This window comes from Bartonella tribocorum, assembly GCF_002777915.1.
Taxonomy (GTDB): Bacteria; Pseudomonadota; Alphaproteobacteria; order Rhizobiales; family Rhizobiaceae; genus Bartonella; species Bartonella tribocorum_A.
This window is the reverse complement of the sequence record NZ_NJGE01000012.1, coordinates 44,060-62,720: the sequence shown is the minus strand read 5'-3', so window position 1 is coordinate 62,720 and position 18,661 is coordinate 44,060. Positions and strand designations below refer to the sequence as shown.

At 39.6% G+C, this 18,661-nt stretch carries 13 protein-coding genes and 1 tRNA gene; 13 read left to right on the top strand and 1 reads right to left on the bottom strand.

Annotated features, from left to right (window positions below):
* The 12 genes from CER18_RS05820 to CER18_RS05760 all read left to right on the top strand — a co-directional run.
* Positions 1-822 (top strand): GTP-binding protein (locus CER18_RS05820; RefSeq protein WP_100129124.1); only part of this gene is annotated, 822 nt, incomplete at its 5' end.
* 53 nt (positions 823-875) lie between these two features.
* Positions 876-951 (top strand) — tRNA-Trp (locus CER18_RS05815).
* A 224-nt stretch (positions 952-1,175) separates the two neighbouring features.
* On the top strand, positions 1,176-1,388 hold the full coding sequence (secE, locus tag CER18_RS05810) for a preprotein translocase subunit SecE (RefSeq protein ID WP_100129123.1): 213 nt from the start codon (positions 1,176-1,178) through the stop codon (positions 1,386-1,388).
* A 20-nt stretch (positions 1,389-1,408) separates the two neighbouring features.
* Positions 1,409-1,939: a transcription termination/antitermination protein NusG gene (gene nusG / locus CER18_RS05805; RefSeq protein WP_100129122.1), complete on the top strand. Its 531-nt coding sequence runs from the start codon at positions 1,409-1,411 to the stop codon at positions 1,937-1,939.
* A 154-nt stretch (positions 1,940-2,093) separates the two neighbouring features.
* Positions 2,094-2,522, top strand: a complete 429-nt coding sequence (rplK, locus tag CER18_RS05800) for a 50S ribosomal protein L11 (protein ID WP_012231471.1) — start codon at positions 2,094-2,096, stop codon at positions 2,520-2,522.
* A 4-nt stretch (positions 2,523-2,526) separates the two neighbouring features.
* A complete protein-coding gene (rplA, locus tag CER18_RS05795) occupies positions 2,527-3,231 on the top strand; it encodes a 50S ribosomal protein L1 (protein WP_012231473.1) in 705 nt (234 codons plus the stop codon).
* A gap of 353 nt (positions 3,232-3,584) precedes the next feature.
* On the top strand, positions 3,585-4,103 hold the full coding sequence (rplJ, locus tag CER18_RS05790; RefSeq protein WP_012231475.1) for a 50S ribosomal protein L10: 519 nt from the start codon (positions 3,585-3,587) through the stop codon (positions 4,101-4,103).
* 101 nt (positions 4,104-4,204) lie between these two features.
* The gene (rplL, locus tag CER18_RS05785; RefSeq protein ID WP_012231477.1) at positions 4,205-4,576 is read left to right on the top strand and encodes a 50S ribosomal protein L7/L12; all 372 of its coding nucleotides are present in this window, start codon (positions 4,205-4,207) and stop codon (positions 4,574-4,576) included.
* Between the two features lie 287 nt (positions 4,577-4,863).
* Entirely contained in the window at positions 4,864-9,015 is a 4,152-nt protein-coding gene (gene rpoB, locus CER18_RS05775; protein WP_100129121.1) for a DNA-directed RNA polymerase subunit beta, read from the top strand.
* Between the two features lie 171 nt (positions 9,016-9,186).
* The gene (gene rpoC / locus CER18_RS05770) at positions 9,187-13,398 is read left to right on the top strand and encodes a DNA-directed RNA polymerase subunit beta' (RefSeq protein WP_100129120.1); all 4,212 of its coding nucleotides are present in this window, start codon (positions 9,187-9,189) and stop codon (positions 13,396-13,398) included.
* A 751-nt stretch (positions 13,399-14,149) separates the two neighbouring features.
* Complete coding sequence (locus tag CER18_RS10470) at positions 14,150-14,353, top strand: hypothetical protein (RefSeq protein WP_245410057.1); 204 nt, start codon at positions 14,150-14,152, stop codon at positions 14,351-14,353.
* A 214-nt stretch (positions 14,354-14,567) separates the two neighbouring features.
* Complete coding sequence (locus tag CER18_RS05760; RefSeq protein ID WP_100129119.1) at positions 14,568-15,257, top strand: nitroreductase; 690 nt, start codon at positions 14,568-14,570, stop codon at positions 15,255-15,257.
* Positions 15,258-15,378: 121 nt separating this feature from the next.
* Here CER18_RS05760 and CER18_RS10725 read toward each other — a convergent pair whose 3' ends face one another.
* A complete protein-coding gene (locus tag CER18_RS10725; protein ID WP_280951577.1) occupies positions 15,379-15,507 on the bottom strand; it encodes a hypothetical protein in 129 nt (42 codons plus the stop codon).
* Positions 15,508-15,597: 90 nt separating this feature from the next.
* Between CER18_RS10725 and CER18_RS05755 the strand changes: the two genes are divergently transcribed.
* Positions 15,598-16,989, top strand: a complete 1,392-nt coding sequence (locus CER18_RS05755; protein WP_100129118.1) for an L-serine ammonia-lyase — start codon at positions 15,598-15,600, stop codon at positions 16,987-16,989.
* Positions 16,990-18,661: the final 1,672 nt, after the last annotated feature.

Sequence of the window (18,661 nt, the reverse complement as noted above, 5' to 3'; positions counted from 1 at the left end):
ATGGCGAAGAGCAAATTTGAACGTACAAAACCGCATGTTAATATAGGTACGATTGGTCACGTTGATCATGGGAAGACATCATTGACAGCAGCGATTACGAAATTTTTTGGTGAGTTTAAAGCATATGACCAAATTGATGCAGCACCAGAAGAGCGCGCCCGTGGTATTACCATTTCTACAGCCCATGTTGAGTATGAAACGGAAAATCGTCACTATGCCCACGTTGACTGCCCTGGACACGCCGATTATGTGAAGAACATGATCACAGGGGCAGCGCAGATGGATGGCGCTATCTTGGTTGTTTCAGCGGCGGATGGTCCAATGCCTCAGACACGTGAGCATATTTTGCTCGCCCGTCAGGTTGGTGTTCCTGCGATTGTTGTTTTTCTTAATAAGGTTGATCAGGTTGATGATACGGAGCTTTTGGATCTTGTAGAACTTGAGGTTCGGGAACTTTTATCCAAATATGATTTTCCTGGTGATGATGTGCCAATAGTTAAAGGTTCTGCGTTGGCTGCCCTTGAGGATAAGGATAAAAGCATTGGTGAAGATGCGGTTCGTCTTTTGATGAGTGAGGTTGATAAGTATATTCCAACCCCTGAGTTTTTCACAAATTATCGTCCACAGTTTTACTTCCGTACGACGGATGTTACAGGAATTGTTACGCTTCCAGAAGGAACAGAAATGGTTATGCCAGGTGATAATGTTGCGATGGATGTGTCTCTGATTGTTCCAATAGCGATGGAAGAGAAGCTTCGTTTTGCTATTCGTGAAGGTGGTCGTACTGTTGGTGCCGGTATCGTCTCTAAAATCATTGAATAAATAATGCTTGTTAAGCGCCTTGATTATTATAAGGTGTTTTAGTTTTGAGATTTAGGGGTATAGCTCAGTTGGTAGAGCGGCGGTCTCCAAAACCGCAGGTCGCGGGTTCAAGTCCTGCTGCCCCTGCCAAAGGGGAATCGGATTTTAGATGCAGGGGAGTGGATTTTGCTGCCTTTTTCGCTTTTTTTTATATGGGGCTTGTTTTTTTGTGTATGAAACGCTATTGAATAAGAAGTAGAAAATTGCATCAGTCTGGAAGTTGGCTTTTGCATTTTTTCGTATTTATTTTGTTGGATAAAACACAATAGGACTAGAAGTAAAGTATACAGGGCTAGAGAGAGTATAGTGTGACAATGGCATCTAAAACCAATCCAATTGCCTTTTTGAAGCAAGTATATGCAGAAACAGCTAAAGTAAAGTGGCCTACGCGTCGCGAGACAGTTATTTCTACTGTTATGGTTTTGTTAGTAACGGCATTGGCTTCGGCTTTCTTTTTTATTGTGGATCAAATTATGCATTTTAGTGTTTGGCGGGTTATTGATCTTCTGAAATATCTTTTTAGTTGAGAATGTAAGGAAGTGTGACTGTGGCGGCTCGTTGGTATATTGTTCAGGCATATTCAAATTTTGAAAAGAAAGTAGCGGAGGCTATTGATAAAGAGGCGAAGCAAAAAGGGCTTGATCATCTGTTTGAGAAAATTTTTGTTCCAACGGAGCGTGTTGTAGAAGTTCGCCGTGGACGCAAAGTTGATACTGAACGAAAATTTTTTCCTGGTTACGTTCTTGTTCGTGCTGAATTAACAGATGAGGTTTATCATCTTATTAAGAATACGCCTAAAGTAACAGGTTTTTTAGGGTCGGATGCGCGTCCTATCCCCATTTCTGACCGAGAGGTTGAGCAAATTCTCAAACAAGTTCAAGAAGGGGTTGAGTCTCCAAAGTCTTCTGTGTTGTTTGAAGTTGGGGAGCAAGTTCGCGTTGCTGATGGTCCTTTTGTTTCGTTTAATGGAATTGTTCAAGAGGTTGAAGAAGAGCGCTCTCGTCTTAAGGTTGAAGTGCTCATTTTTGGGCGTCCTACGCCTGTTGATTTGGAATTTGGTCAAGTTGAAAAACTCTGATTGGGCTTAGAGTATTTTTGATACTTTAAGGAAAAGGAAGAAGTGGGAGGTGATTTATGGCTTTTGTCGGCTTAATGATCCGAACCACATGACTGCAGCAGGTGGCGAGCAAGATAAGTTGTTAGCATACCAGTGAAATTGAAGGCAGATTATTATGGCAAAAAAAAGTATAGGTCAGCTCAAGTTGCAGGTTCCTGCAGGGGCTGCTACTCCATCTCCACCGATTGGTCCGGCTCTTGGACAACGTGGTATTAATATCATGGAATTTTGTAAGGCGTTTAATGCAGCAACACAAGAAATGGAAAAGGGAGCACCGATTCCAGTTGTTATTACGTATTACCAAGATAAGTCTTTCACATTTTCTCTCAAGACACCTCCTGTATCGTTCTTTTTAAAGAAGGAGGCACAACTGAAATCTGGTTCAAAAGAGCCTGGTAAAGTATCCGTAGGAAGTATCTCTCGCGATAAAATTCGCTCGATTGCGGAATCAAAGATGAAAGATCTTAATGCAAATGATATTGAGGCAGCAATGCGTATGGTTGAAGGTTCTGCGCGCTCGATGGGCTTGGAAGTGGTGGGCTAATGTTATGGCAAAAGTAGCAAAGAGAATAAAAAATATCCGCAAAGATGTTGATTTTAATCAACTTTACGCTTTGAATGATGCTGTTTCAATGGTCAAAGAGCGTGCCGTAGCTAAGTTTGATGAAACAATTGAGATTTCAATGAACTTGGGTGTTGACCCTCGTCATGCTGATCAGATGGTTCGAGGTGTTGCTCATTTGCCTAACGGAACAGGGCGAAATATTCGTGTTGCCGTTTTTGCTCGTGGTGATAAAGCCGAGGAAGCTAAAGCAGCAGGAGCTGATATTGTGGGTGCTGAGGATTTATTTGAAAGCATTAATGGGGGAGTGATTGACTTTGATCGTTGTATTGCAACACCAGATATGATGCCTCTTGTTGGTCGTCTTGGTAAGATTCTTGGTCCACGGAGTTTGATGCCAAATCCGAAAGTTGGTACTGTAACACTTGATGTTGCTGGTGCAGTCAAGGCTTCTAAAGGTGGTGCTGTCGAGTTTCGTGTTGAAAAAGCTGGTATTGTGCATGCTGGTATTGGGAAGGCTTCTTTTGGCGTTGAAAAAATCGTAGAAAATATTAAAGCCTTTGCAAGTGCAGTTATTAAAGCAAAGCCACAAGGTGCGAAGGGTGAGTATATTAAGCGCGTTGCTGTTTCTTCAACTATGGGGGTTGGTGTTAAAGTTGATCCAGCAACGGTTCGTTCAGAGTCGGTATAAGCTGATTTATAATTTTTTGAGGTAAGTGACGATCAAAATTATATTTTAAATGTCGGTTTTGACCGGCATTTAGCCATCTAAGCTTTATAGGGCTTAGGTTATACTGGGAGAAATTCCGGAATATCCTGTCCGAGATTGTAGGTGATGCTTTAAGTATCTTAATCAAAAAAACCTGCATGAGACTGGTGTAAAAACTGAGAGTTAAAAGACTTAAAGGGTTTGAGCCAAGGTTGCCTTTGAGCGCTGTGCGTGAAAAAGGGGACAGGATCCTCATCGGTGACATAAAGTATTTTATGTTATCAAAGGTAACCAACAGGTTTGTTTTAAGCAAATCTGTTAAATGGAGAGAGACAGTGAATAGAGCGGAAAAACGCGAATTTGTTACATGGCTTAACGAGGCTTTTCAAAAGTCTGGTTCTGTTGTTGTTGCACATTATTCCGGTCTGACAGTTTCACAGATGAACGATCTACGTTCGAAAATGGGTGAAGCTGGCGGTGCCGTTAAAGTCGCCAAAAACCGTCTTGCTAAAATCGCTCTTCAGGGCACGGAATCTGAATCGATAGCGGGTTTGTTTACAGGACAAACACTTATTGCTTATTCAGAAGATCCAATCACAGCACCAAAAGTTGCTGTTGATTTTGCAAAAAGCAATGACAAATTTGTCATCCTTGGCGGTTCAATGGGTGCAACAAGTTTAACTGTAGACGCTGTGAAGTCATTGGCTTCATTGCCTTCATTAAACGAGTTGCGGGCAAAACTTGTGGGTATGATTTCTACCCCTGCGACCCGTATTGCACAGGTTGTTAATGCACCTGCAGGTCAGGTTGCACGTGTCATTGGAGCATATGCTCAGGAGGATAAGGCGGCTTAAGGCTGTTTTTATTCACGTTGATGGAAGAGCTTTAAAGCTTTTCTGTTTTTTTGAATAAGTTTTAATAATGGTTCAAATCTTTTAATTGAAGGAATTTTAAAATGGCTGATCTAGCGAAGATCGTAGAAGACCTTTCTAATCTAACCCTTTTGGAAGCTGCTGAGCTTTCTAAGTTGCTTGAAGAAAAGTGGGGCGTTTCGGCTGCTGCTCCTGTAGCTGTTGCTGCTGTTGCTGGTGCTGCTGCTCCGGCTGCTGAAGAAAAAACAGAATTTGATGTTATTCTTGTTGAAGGTGGCGCGCAAAAAATTAATGTTATTAAGGAAGTTCGTGCTCTTACGGGACTTGGTCTTAAAGAAGCTAAAGATCTGGTTGAAGGAGCACCTAAGCCTATTAAAGAAGGTGCTTCTAAAGAAGAGGCAGAAAAAATTAAATCTCAACTTGAAGCTGCTGGTGCTAAAGTTGAACTTAAATAAATTTAGTTTTATCGGCGGGCATTTATGTTYGCCGATTTTCTTTCTCTAAAAAGAGGAAAAGTAATGAGTGAAAAAGCCTTTTGCCAACGGTTTAATTACATAGTGGCTATAGGGTTTGGTTGCTCATCCCTCATCATAGAGCCAAATCAAAAAAAAGGCTTGTGTTGTTGGGGAAAGTTAACGATGCTCATTATTGGGTATCAAGTGAACTGGTCTGCATATGCAGGTTAATGATATAAGGCTTTCAAGGTTGGTCTACCTTGAAGAGTAAGGATCAAGGAGCGACGATGGCTCAGACTCACGCAATGATGTCTCAATTCAATGGTCGTAAGCGGGTACGCAAATTTTTTGGTAAGATTCCTGAAGTAGCAGAGATGCCGAATCTTATTGAGGTTCAAAAAGCGTCCTATGATCAGTTTCTCATGGTTGAGGAACCGAAAGGTGGACGACCAGATGAAGGTTTGCAAGCTGTTTTTAAATCGGTATTTCCTATTTCCGATTTTTCCGGTACAGCGATGCTTGAGTTTGTTGGTTATGAATTTGATTTACCAAAATTTGATGTTGAGGAATGTCGTCAACGTGACTTAACTTATGCAGCTCCATTAAAGGTGATATTGCGTTTGATTGTTTTTGATGTTGATGAGGATACTGGATCTAAAGATATCAAAGATATTAAAGAGCAGGGCGTTTATATGGGCGATATGCCTTTAATGACGACCAATGGTACCTTTATCGTGAATGGTACAGAGCGTGTTATTGTCTCTCAGATGCACCGCTCTCCTGGTGTCTTTTTTGACCATGATAAAGGGAAGTCCCATTCATCGGGAAAGCTTCTTTTTGCTGCTCGTGTTATTCCGTATCGTGGCTCTTGGTTGGATATTGAGTTTGATGCTAAGGACATCATTTATGCGCGTATTGATCGGCGGCGCAAGATTCCTGTTACCAGTCTTTTAATGGCGCTAGGTATGGATGCGTCGGATATTCTGTCGACGTTTTATGATAAAGTGACTTATGAGCGTGATGGAGAAGGATGGCGTGTTCCTTATTCTGTTGATCGCTTTAAAGGAATGAAACTCATTTCTGACCTTATAGATGCAGATAGTGGTGAAGTTGTTGCGGAAGCTGGTAAAAAGCTAACAGTTCGTACCGCAAAATCTTTAGCAGAAAAGGGCCTTAAGGCGGTTAAAGTTAGTGAAGATGATTTATTAGGATGTTATCTTGCCGAAGATATCGTCAATTACGAGACAGGTGAGATTTACCTTGAAGCTGGCGATGAAATTGACGAAAAAGTATTAAAAATTTTGCTTGATGTTAGTGCTGATCAAATCAATATTCTTGATATTGATCACATGAATATTGGCGCCTATATCCGCAATACTTTAAAGGTGGATAAAAATGAAAGTCGACAGGATGCATTGTTTGATATTTACCGAGTAATGCGTCCAGGTGAGCCTCCAACAATCGATACAGCAGAAGCAATGTTCCATTCATTGTTTTTTGATCCAGAGCGTTATGATCTTTCAGCTGTTGGACGTGTTAAGATGAACTTGCGTATGGATCTTGATTGTCCAGATACAGTTCGCATTTTACGTCAAGAGGATATTCTTGCTGTTGTTAAGATGTTGGTTGAATTGCGTGATGGCCGTGGTGAAATTGATGATATTGATAATCTTGGCAATCGTCGTGTTCGTTCCGTTGGGGAGTTGATGGAAAATCAATATCGCATTGGTCTCCTTCGTATGGAGCGTGCGATAAAAGAGCGTATGTCATCGGTTGAAATTGATACAGTTATGCCGCAGGATTTGATCAATGCAAAGCCTGCTGCAGCAGCAGTTCGTGAGTTTTTTGGATCTTCACAATTGTCGCAGTTTATGGATCAAACCAATCCATTATCGGAAATCACCCATAAGCGCCGTCTTTCTGCTCTTGGTCCAGGAGGATTGACTCGTGAGCGTGCGGGTTTTGAAGTTCGTGACGTCCATCCTACCCATTACGGTCGTATTTGTCCAATTGAAACACCAGAAGGCCCTAATATTGGTCTCATTAACTCCTTAGCAACGTTTGCTCGGGTTAACAAATATGGCTTTATTGAAAGCCCATATCGTAAAATTATTGATGGTAAAGTCACCAAAGAAGTTATTTATCTTTCAGCGATGGAAGAAGCAAAGCATTATGTTGCTCAAGCAAATTCTTCATTAGATAGTGAAGGCCGTTTTATAGAAGAGTTTGTTGTTTGCCGTCATGCTGGTGAAGTTTTAATGGCGCCGCGCGATCATGTTGATTTGATGGATGTTTCACCAAAACAGTTGGTTTCAGTTGCAGCTGCGCTTATTCCTTTTTTGGAAAATGATGATGCGAATCGTGCTTTGATGGGATCGAACATGCAGCGTCAGGCAGTTCCTCTTGTCCGCGCTGAGGCACCATTTGTTGGTACGGGAATGGAATCTGTTGTTGCACGAGATTCAGGAGCTGCTGTGAGTGCAAAACGCAGTGGTATTGTTGATCAGGTCGATGCGACCCGTATTGTTATTCGTGCAACAGAAGATTTAGATCCTTCAAAATCAGGGGTTGATATTTATCGCTTACAAAAATTTCAGCGTTCTAATCAGTCCACTTGTATTAATCAGCGCCCTCTTGTGCATGTCGGTGATCGGGTAGAAAAGGGTGATATCATTGCAGATGGTCCATCGACGGATCTTGGTGATTTGGCTCTTGGGCGGAATGTTCTTGTCGCCTTTATGCCTTGGAATGGATATAACTACGAAGATTCCATTTTGTTATCTGAGCGCATTGTTGCGGATGACGTGTTTACTTCAATTCATATTGAGGAATTTGAAGTGGCAGCACGGGATACAAAACTTGGTCCTGAGGAAATTACGCGAGACATTCCTAATGTTGCGGAAGAAGCATTAAGGAATCTTGACGAAGCTGGCATTATTTATATTGGTGCCGAAGTTCAACCGGGTGATATTTTGGTTGGAAAGATTACACCAAAGGGTGAGAGTCCCATGACGCCGGAAGAAAAGCTTCTGCGTGCAATTTTTGGTGAAAAGGCATCAGATGTTCGTGATACTTCTATGCGGATGCCTCCTGGGACGTTTGGTACTGTTGTTGAAGTTCGCGTTTTTAATCGCCATGGTGTGGAAAAAGATGAGCGCGCTATGGCAATTGAGCGTGAAGAAATTGAGCGATTAGCAAAAGACCGTGATGATGAACAGTCAATTCTTGATCGCAATGTTTATGCGCGTCTTACTGATATGTTGACAGGTAAAGTCGCTGTAGAAGGTCCGAAAGGCTTTGCAGAGAGTAAAAAGCTTGATAGTACGGTAATGGAGCGTTATCCACGTTCGCAGTGGTGGCAATTTGCTGTTGAGGATGAAAAGCTTCAAAATGAAATTGAAGCTTTGCGCAAGCAATATGATGAATCGAAAGAAGCATTACAACGTCGCTTTATGGATAAAGTTGAAAAGGTCCAAAGAGGCGATGAAATGCCTCCTGGTGTCATGAAAATGGTAAAGGTTTTTGTGGCTGTAAAGCGCAAAATCCAACCAGGTGATAAGATGGCGGGGCGTCACGGAAATAAGGGTGTTGTCTCACGTATTCTTCCTGTAGAAGATATGCCATTTCTTGAAGATGGAACGCATGCTGATATCGTCTTAAATCCGCTTGGTGTGCCTAGTCGTATGAATGTTGGGCAAATTCTTGAGACACACCTTGGTTGGGCATGTGCCGGAATGGGTAAAAAGATTGGTGATTTGTTGGAATTATATCAAGAGACTGGTGATATACTTCCTTTACGTCAACGCATTGAAAATCTTATGCCTGATGATAATCATAATGAGCCTGTGCGTCAGTATGATAACGAAAGTCTTTATAAATTAGCACTTCAGATGAAGAAAGGGGTTTCAATTGCAACACCTGTTTTTGATGGAGCGCATGAGTCTGATATCAACATGATGCTGGAAGATGCGGGCCTAGATAGTTCAGGGCAGGTTACGCTTTATGATGGTCGTACAGGAGAGCCTTTTGATCGTCCAGTGACGGTGGGATATATTTACATGTTGAAATTGCATCACCTTGTTGATGATAAAATTCATGCACGTTCTATTGGACCCTATTCACTTGTTACACAGCAGCCATTGGGTGGTAAGGCACAGTTTGGTGGTCAGCGTTTTGGTGAAATGGAGGTTTGGGCGCTTGAAGCTTACGGTGCTGCATATACTTTGCAAGAGATGTTAACAGTCAAATCGGATGATGTTGCTGGTCGTACAAAAGTCTATGAAGCGATTGTACGTGGTGATGATACATTTGAAGCCGGTATACCTGAGAGCTTTAATGTGTTGGTAAAAGAAATGCGTTCACTCGCTCTTAATGTAGAGCTTGATGATGCACGTGAACTTATTGCACAGCGTGTTTTATCTGATAGGGTAGAACAATAATTCAAGGAGCGCACTAGAAAACAAGTGCGCTCTGATTACTTTAAGAGGCTCAATAACCTTATTCGGGTCATATAGGTCATTTTTAAAAGTCAATGCATTTTAAAGAAGATCTATTATAAAATAAAAAAGAGATATTACAACAGGTTCTAAGAATCTTTGAAGGAGAACAGCATGAACCACGAGGTCATGAATCTTTTCAATCCTCAAGCGCCAGCGCAAACATTTGACTCTATTCGTATTTCCATTGCGAGTCCTGAGAAAATTTTGTCTTGGTCGTATGGTGAGATTAAGAAGCCTGAGACTATTAATTATCGGACTTTTAAACCAGAGCGGGATGGTCTTTTTTGTGCACGTATATTTGGTCCGATTAAGGACTATGAATGTCTATGCGGCAAATACAAACGCATGAAATATAAGGGCATTATTTGTGAAAAATGTGGTGTGGAAGTTACTCTTTCACGCGTACGTCGTGAGCGTATGGGGCATATTGAGCTTGCCGCACCTGTTGCGCACATATGGTTTCTTAAATCGTTACCAGGCCGTATTTCTACACTTTTAGATCTAACTTTAAAAGATATTGAGCGGGTTCTTTATTTTGAAAATTATATTGTAACCGAGCCTGGCTTGACATCTCTTAAGCTCCATCAGCTTCTTTCTGAAGAAGAATATATGCTTGCTATTGATGAGTTTGGAGAAGATCAGTTTACAGCTATGATCGGTGCTGAGGCTATTTATGAGCTTCTAGCAGGGATGGAATTAGAGAAAATTGCCAATGATTTGCGTCTCGAATTAGCGGAAACAACCTCAGAGTTAAAGCAGAAAAAATTAATTAAACGACTTAAGATCGTTGAAAATTTTCTTGAATCTGGGAATAAGCCAGAGTGGATGATTATGAAAACAATTCCGGTTATTCCACCGGATTTACGTCCATTGGTTCCACTTGATGGTGGACGTTTTGCGACATCAGACCTAAATGATCTTTATCGGCGTGTTATCAATCGTAATAACCGCTTGAAAAGACTGATTGAATTGCGTGCTCCTGGAATTATCGTGCGCAATGAAAAGCGTATGGTACAAGAAGCTGTTGACGCATTGTTTGATAATGGACGGCGTGGGCGTGTGATTACGGGAGCCAATAAACGTCCGTTAAAATCTCTTTCAGATATGTTAAAGGGTAAACAAGGCCGTTTTCGTCAAAACCTGCTTGGAAAACGTGTTGATTACTCGGGGCGTTCTGTTATCGTGACGGGTCCTGAATTAAAATTACATCAATGTGGTCTTCCCAAAAAAATGGCCCTTGAATTATTTAAGCCCTTTATTTACGCGCGGCTTGATGCGAAGGGATATTCCTCAACTGTAAAACAAGCAAAAAAGCTTGTTGAGAAAGAGCATCCAGAAGTTTGGGATATCTTGGATGAGGTTATTCGTGAACATCCTGTTTTACTCAATCGTGCGCCAACATTGCACCGTTTGGGAATTCAGGCTTTTGAACCTATCTTAATTGAAGGGAAAGCTATTCAGCTTCATCCGTTGGTATGTACCGCTTTTAATGCGGATTTTGATGGAGATCAGATGGCGGTTCACGTTCCACTTTCTCTTGAAGCGCAGCTTGAAGCCCGTGTTTTGATGATGTCGACTAATAATATTCTTCATCCAGCGAATGGCGCCCCCATTATTGTTCCATCACAGGATATGGTTCTTGGACTTTATTATCTCTCGATTGTTTCTGAAAAAGAACCAGGTGAAGGAATGGCTTTTGCCGATATAGGTGAGCTTCATTATGCCTTGGAAAATAAGGTTGTAACGCTTCATACGAAGATTAAAGGCCGTGTTAAGAATATTGGCAAGGATGGAAAAGAAGTTGCTAAACTTTATGATACAACACCTGGTCGTTTGATTATCGGTGAGCTTTTGCCTCGAAATCCGAATATCTCATTTGATATTGTCAATCAAGAAATGACAAAAAAGAATATTTCTAAAATGATTGATTATGTTTATCGGCACTGTGGACAAAAAGAGACGGTTATTTTTTGTGACCGTATCATGCAGCTTGGTTTTTCTTATGCTTGTCGTGCAGGAATTTCATTCGGTAAGGATGATATGGTTATTCCTGATAGCAAATCACGTTTGGTTGCAGAAACAGAAGCTTTGGCTAAAGAATACGAACAGCAATACAATGATGGTTTGATTACACAAGGTGAAAAATACAATAAGGTTGTAGACGCTTGGGGTAAATGTACAGACCGTGTTGCGGATGAAATGATGAAACGAATTCAAGCCGTCGATTTTGATCCTAAAACGGGTCGTCAACGGCCTATGAATTCAATCTATATGATGTCGCATTCTGGTGCCCGTGGTTCTGCTAACCAGATGAGACAGTTAGCTGGTATGCGTGGGTTAATGGCAAAACCATCGGGTGAAATTATTGAAACACCTATTATTTCAAATTTTAAAGAAGGTTTGACTGTTAACGAATACTTTAATTCCACACATGGTGCGCGTAAAGGACTTGCTGATACTGCGTTAAAAACGGCAAACTCTGGTTATTTAACACGGCGTCTTGTTGATGTTGCACAGGATGCTATTATTTCAGCGGTTGATTGTGGTACGGCAAAAGGGCTTACCATGCAGCCAATTGTTGATGCCGGACAAATTGTTGCTTCCCTTGGGCAAAGAATTTTGGGTCGTACAGCCCTTGTTGATATTTTACATCCTGTCTCTGGAGAGGTTATTCTTGAAGGTGGGGCGATGATTGAGGAGGCTGATGTCGCAAAGATTGAGGAAGCCGGAATTCAATCTGTTCAAATTCGTTCTGCTTTAACCTGTGAAACACGTCTTGGTGTTTGTGCAAAATGCTATGGCCGCGATTTGGCGCGTGGAACACCGGTTAATCAGGGAGAAGCCGTTGGTGTTATTGCTGCTCAGTCAATTGGTGAGCCGGGAACACAGCTTACTATGCGTACTTTCCACTTAGGAGGAACTGCGCAGGTTGTTGATTCATCGTATTTAGAGGCATCTTATGAAGGTACGGTAGAGATTCGTAATCGTAATGTGGCGCGTAACTCTGAAGGACATTTGGTTGTTATGGGGCGTAATATGGCTATCCTTATCAAGGATGAATTAGGAAAAGAGCGCGTTGTACATCGTATTAGCTATGGAGCACATATTTTTGTTGATGATGGTGATGTGGTTAAACGTGGCCAACGTATAGCAGAATGGGATCCTTATACCCGTCCAATTTTAACGGAAGTTGAAGGCTATGTGGGTTTTGAAGATATGGTTGATGGTTTATCGGTCACTGAAACAGCTGATGAATCGACTGGGATTACGAAGCGTTTGGTGATCGATTGGCGTGCCAATCCACGTGGTGCGGAGCTCAAACCAGCCATTATTATCCATGCAGATAAAGAAGGTAAATCCATTGCTAAATTGTATAAGGGAGGTGAAGCCCGTTATATGATGTCAGTGGAAACTATTCTTTCTGTTGAGCTTGGTGCTCATGTTAAAGCGGGTGATGTTATTGCTCGTTTGCCAATGGAAAGTGCCAAGACAAAAGATATTACGGGTGGTCTACCACGGGTGGCAGAACTTTTTGAAGCCCGTCGTCCAAAGGATCATGCGATTATTGCTGAAGTTAGTGGTACAATTCGATTTGGCCGTGGTTATAAGAATAAACGCCGTATTATTATTGAACCAAATGATGAAACTCTTGAGCCAGTAGAATACTTGATTCCAAAAGGCAAGTTGTTTCACTTCCAAGAAGGCGATCAAATTGAAAAGGGTGATTATATCCTTGATGGTAATCCAGCCCCTCATGATATCTTAGCGATTAAGGGTGTTGAAGCTTTGGCATCTTACCTTGTTAATGAGATTCAGGAGGTTTATCGTTTGCAGGGGGTTCTTATCAATGACAAGCACATTGAAGTGATTGTTCGTCAAATGTTACAAAAGGTTGAGATTACTGAATCGGGAGATTCTGGCTATATTCCAGGTGATAATGTTGATCGTATTGAACTTGATGAAATCAATGATAATTTGATTGCAGAAGGGAAGAAACCTGCATCTGGTAATCCCATTCTTCTTGGAATCACAAAAGCTTCTCTTCAAACGCCTTCTTTCATTTCAGCGGCATCGTTTCAGGAAACAACGCGTGTTCTGACCGAAGCAGCAGTTTCTGGTAAAATTGATACTTTGCAAGGACTTAAAGAGAATGTTATTGTCGGTCGTCTTATTCCTGCCGGTACAGGGGGCACGATTTCTCAAATTCGTCGTATTGCTGCAGTTCGTGATGATTTAATTGTAGATGAGCAGCGTAAGTCTAGTAATAATGAAGCCGCTAAGGCTATGTTGACAAATATGACAACTGAAGCCGTTGCTAAATAATTTAAAGACAATATCACATAATGTAAGAACGTCTGAATTTCCTTATTCAGACGTTTTTTATTTCAAAATGTGAAAGTTGCAGATTTCCCTGAAAAATATATTAATAAAAAATTATATGCTGATAGTGTTTCAAATACTCTTGGTCACTGCCATTTATTATTTGGTAATGATGCTTATCTTTTTTGTTACTTCATTTTAAAATTTTCTTATGTCTGAAGGCAGTACAGAAATTTTTTCCAAGATATGTGAAGTCTAAAAGCCATATTCCAAGGAAAAGAGAGGATTCTCTACAAGTGAAATAATGATTAATTTCAAATTTTAAGAAAGTTTTTGATTGATAGCTTCTATAAAGATTTAAAAGGCCTTATAATAAAAGACCAATAGTTTTTTCTGTAATCTAAAAAATAATTGATTTTTTGCTGTATGATAGCTGTATAACATTTGTATGATAAGGATGTGAGTCTTTATACTTAGAGTGCGGGAAAATAGAGGATAGAGTGCTTCCCTGAAGTTTTATAAAAAGTAGAAATATTTCTTATAATAATGTGCCTACGAAGACAGAATGATAAAATGTACGAATATTATTCAATTGGAGAATTGACACGTGAGTTTTCAATAATAGCTGGGATTTTGCGTTATTATGAAGAAGAGGGGGGCTTATTCCTCTCCTGAGTTGGAGTACACGACTTTGTACACAACAGACCGTCATAAGTTAAAAGAAATAATGCGTGCTCAAAGAGTTAAATTTTCATTGTCTGAAATATCTGATATGTTGTCTATGATCGGAAAACCACCAGATGATGAGAAAAAGCTGAGGAAATTAATTGCAGGAATTCATAAAAAACGAGCTGATTTAAAAAAGATGAAGCATGATATTGATGATCTTCTACAGGATTTAGAACGAATTGAGGAAAATTTTTTTGAGAGCTTAGCGGAGTTGGGGGTTAATCGTTGATTATAAAATTTATTCCATCTACTTTTAGACAATTTTCTTGCTATTAAAAGAGATAGGTCATGCACTTCTAGTGGGGTGTGGGGTCTTTAACGCTGCGTGATATGTGTAAGACATTTGAAGAAATAGAGCGTGTGAAAAAAAAGCAGCAAAGATATTTTCGCAATATATTGTTCTTGGTAGATAAGAAATATTTTTCATAAAGAAAGTAAAGACAATGGCAGTTTCCCCCATGAGTATTTTTCAATCTATTTTGTCGCGAAAGTCAATTCGCGCTTTTACTGATCAGCCAGTTAGTCTGGAAACAATCAAAGAAATCTTAAAACTTGCAGCCCGTGCACCATCTGGAACAAATATTCAGCCATGGCAAGTGATTGTGCTCACGGGAAGTGTATTACAGAAAGTAGGGCGAGAGCTTTCACAACTTGTGCTTTCAGGTGTAAAAGGAGAGCGTGAATATCAGTATTATCCACGTCAGTGGCGTGAACCTTATCTTTCAAGGCGTCGCAAAGTTGGTTTGGATCTTTATCAGAGTCTTGGAATTCAAAAAGATGATGAAGAAAAAATGCTTCATCAAAAGGCGCGAAATTTTTTATTTTTCGATGCACCTGTAGGACTCTTGTTTACAATGGATCACGATATGGAAATGGGGAGTTGGCTTGATTTGGGCATGTTTATGCAGACTATCATGTTAGCAGCACGTGGATTCGGATTAGATACTTGCCCCCAAGCAGCTTTTGCTGATTATCATAAACAGATTCGTACCCTTTTATCGATTCCTTCTGATCGTCATATTATTTGTGGTATGGCACTTGGTTATCGCGATATGAGTGCTCCAGAAAACAATTTTAAGACAGAACGAGAACCGTTAGAAAACTTTGTACGTTTCATTGAAACATATCCATAAAATATTTTGCGTAATTAAGCATGTGTTTTGAATAACTTACTGCATTATGAGAAATTTTCCGGTAAGAATTTCACATTTTTATTGAATTCAGTATTGCATATTAATACTTATTTTACTACGCTTAGAGAACTAAGAGAGTGATGAACTCTAGGGGGCATTGTTCATTTTGAAGGTTGACTATGGAAAGCACGATAGAAAGAAAGTGTTGGGTGGTGGCAAGACGCGCGACATTCGTATTTATTGCTGTCATTTTTTTGGTTTATCTCGCAATTTGATTTTAAACGAGACAAACGTTATAAAAAGCGTATGCTCAAACCATATCAAAGTTTTGAGGTGATGCGTGTTTTTATCTGTTTTTGAACTTTTTAAAATTGGAATTGGTCCTTCTAGCTCACATACGATGGGGCCAATGACGGCTGCTAATATGTTTTTGCAAAAGGTACAAAGTTTTTCTCAGTCATCCGATATTCAAGTTTCTCATATACGTGTTTATCTTTACGGTTCTTTAGCTTTCACGGGTATTGGTCATGCGACAGATAGGGCTGTTATATTAGGACTTTTAGGAGAAAAAGCTTCTACTGTTGATCCTGATAATATGGAATTTCTGTTAGAAAAAGTTATTCGTGAGAAAAAAGTGCAACCAGAAGGCCATCCCGCTTATCAGTTTGATTTGCAACGTGATCTTATTTTTGAACGAAAGGAAATTTTACCTGGACATACGAATGGACTCGCATTTGAAGGACTTGATACGGGTGAGAATGTTCTGTTGCGGCAGATTTATTATTCGATCGGTGGTGGCTTTGTTGTGACTGAGGATGAATTAAACCATATGAATGGTGATATGGCATCAGAAGCATTTGAGGTGCCGTATCCCTTTGATTCTGCGCGTACAATGTTATCAATGGCAGAAAAATCCGGACTTTCGATTGCTGAAATGAAACGCTTAAATGAAGAGACAAAAATAGAGCGTTCTTCTCTGGATGCAGGGCTTGATGAAATTTTTTCAGCGATGACAAATTGTATTGATAGAGGTCTTTCACAAGAAGGTGAGTTGCCTGGCGGATTGCGTGTTCTAAGGCGTGCTAAAAAACTGCATGAAACGCTTTTAGAAAATCAAAAGAAAAATTGCAATTATCCACTTTGGGCAAATGATTGGCTTTCAGTCTATGCTATGGCAGTCAATGAGGAAAATGCTGCAGGTGGTCGTGTTGTTACAGCACCAACAAATGGGGCAGCTGGTGTTGTCCCAGCAGTCTTGCGTTACTATCTTCAGTTTAATGATGATTCAGATCAAGAAGGCATACATAATTTTCTATTAACGGCAGCCGCTATTGGCGGTGTTATCAAACATAATGCCTCTATTTCTGGTGCAGAAGTTGGGTGTCAAGGKGAAGTTGGAGCGGCATCTTCAATGGCAGCGGCGGGGTTGACTGCAGCGTTAGGTGGAACGCCGGCTCAAATTGAAAATGCAGCAGAAATTGCACTTGAGCATCATTTAGGAATGACATGTGATCCGGTTGCAGGTCTTGTACAAGTTCCTTGTATTGAGCGTAATGCAATGGGGGCGGTTAAAGCAGTAACGGCTTCTTCTCTTGCATTACATGGTAATGGCGAACATTTTGTTTCTCTTGATGCTTGTATAGAAACAATGCGTCAGACGGGTCATGATATGAGTGAACGCTATAAAGAGACAAGTAAGGGTGGTCTTGCAGTCAATGCAATATCTTGTTAAGAGGCGGTCTTTTGTTAGGAGTTGGGATATTTTTTAATTTATAACCGCACTCTTTGGGGAAGAATTACATTCCTATTTCCTAATAAAGCTTATGTTTTTTATTGCATATAAGTCAAATTCAAATTTAATTCCGAAACATGTTTGAGATAAAATTGGAGATGGGTTTGTGCTTTCTGAACGAGTAACAGCTTTTTCCTGCAAAATTAGGAGGAGAGTATTGCTTATATCTATTTAATTTTTCTCTGAAAGGAAAACTGTCTGATTGGGAAAAATAAAAAAGCGTAAAGTAAAATGATTGATCAATCGATCATTAATTTTTGGCTAGGTTTTATGGTTTTTAAAAGTTTTCCTAGTAATATCTTTTAAGAAAGAGAGGATTATGCCTTGGTATCTAGGGAAAATTTGTTGTAAATTGAAATGATCGTGATGAGGTGTGAGAGAGCTTTAAAGATTAAAATAAAGATCTTTGGACAGCTGATATGACGTAAAAATGCCTTGAAAAGAAACTCTAATTCGCAATAATTAAGAGCTATCTTAGAAAGTCTTATTCTCCAGCTTTATTTATAAATCCTGTACTGTCCAAAAAAAAATTAAAATAAATAAAAATGTATACGCTAAAAAATATTTGTCAAAATTTTTACGAATGAGCAACCCAATGGTGCTTTGTTTTATGTGAAAGTTGTGACAGCATTAAAGAATGCAATAAACAAAAGCGTAAGATAACGCGTAATCTGCCTTACTTAAAGTATATCGCTTTAGATACTTTTGAAAGCCGTAAAGCTGAATTAAAAGGAGATGGTAAGGATTGGGATTGGTTTTCACCTTTAAAACTTCATATTCTTCCAAAATTAGTTTTTTTACCTATTGCAGAGATTATACAAACAAAGATAAATGCCTTTGCTCCCTTTTGACATCTAAAAGCTGAAACAGCAGAAAAAGCACTAAATCATCTTAATATTTATCTCAAACATGCGACTGCTTCGGGTTTGTATGTTGATTTACAAGCAACAACAAAAGCACAAGCTTTATTAGGCAAGCAAAGCCATAAAACAAAAAATTTACCAGTAATAGATTGAAGAGAAGAGCCCGCTTTTTATAAAAAACTTTGCGAAACAACAACCATAATTTGTCTTTGCATTTGTTTATTCTTATAGGTATTCATACGTATCCATTACGTTATATTTATGATAATCGGATTGGGGATGGCTTATAGATAAGCCCTGCTGAAGGGATGAAAGTCGATAAGATACTAAAAAAGTTTCATGTGCCTTTATTATTAGAAGCAATGAATAATTGAAAAAGCCCGTTGCATCTCTAAAAGTAATTTTATTTTTCATCTACTTATCATTGTCCTATTTCACTTGCTGTTATGCTAAGGTATATGCAAAGAATAAATTATCATTATAAATTAAAATCTTATGAAATCGTATCATGATATTTAATCGGATAATTTCTTTTACGTTTTTTGATCGATAGTATTTTTATTTTCAAATTTTTTTGTTTGTTGAAAAAAATAAAAGTGAAAAGACTTAAATTATTTTTTACAATATTTATGTTGTAGGAAGAATCGTTATTAAGAGAGATTTTCCTTATTGTACTTTTACCATAACCTCTAAAGTGATAAGCTTTTATCCCGTGTAGGGGGGCGTTTTTTCCAGAAAGATATCAAGGA

Excerpts from the sequence above, each read along its gene's own strand:
- secE (WP_100129123.1), top strand. The coding sequence starts at position 1,176 with ATGGCATCTAAAACCAATCCAATTGCCTTTTTGAAGCAAGTATATGCA.
- rplK (WP_012231471.1), top strand. The coding sequence starts at position 2,094 with ATGGCAAAAAAAAGTATAGGTCAGCTCAAGTTGCAGGTTCCTGCAGGG.
- rplA (WP_012231473.1), top strand. The coding sequence starts at position 2,527 with ATGGCAAAAGTAGCAAAGAGAATAAAAAATATCCGCAAAGATGTTGAT.
- rplL (WP_012231477.1), top strand. The coding sequence starts at position 4,205 with ATGGCTGATCTAGCGAAGATCGTAGAAGACCTTTCTAATCTAACCCTT.
- rpoB (WP_100129121.1), top strand. The coding sequence starts at position 4,864 with ATGGCTCAGACTCACGCAATGATGTCTCAATTCAATGGTCGTAAGCGG.
- rpoC (WP_100129120.1), top strand. The coding sequence starts at position 9,187 with ATGAACCACGAGGTCATGAATCTTTTCAATCCTCAAGCGCCAGCGCAA.
- CER18_RS05760 (WP_100129119.1), top strand. The coding sequence starts at position 14,568 with ATGGCAGTTTCCCCCATGAGTATTTTTCAATCTATTTTGTCGCGAAAG.
- CER18_RS10725 (WP_280951577.1), bottom strand. The coding sequence starts at position 15,507 with ATGACAGCAATAAATACGAATGTCGCGCGTCTTGCCACCACCCAACAC.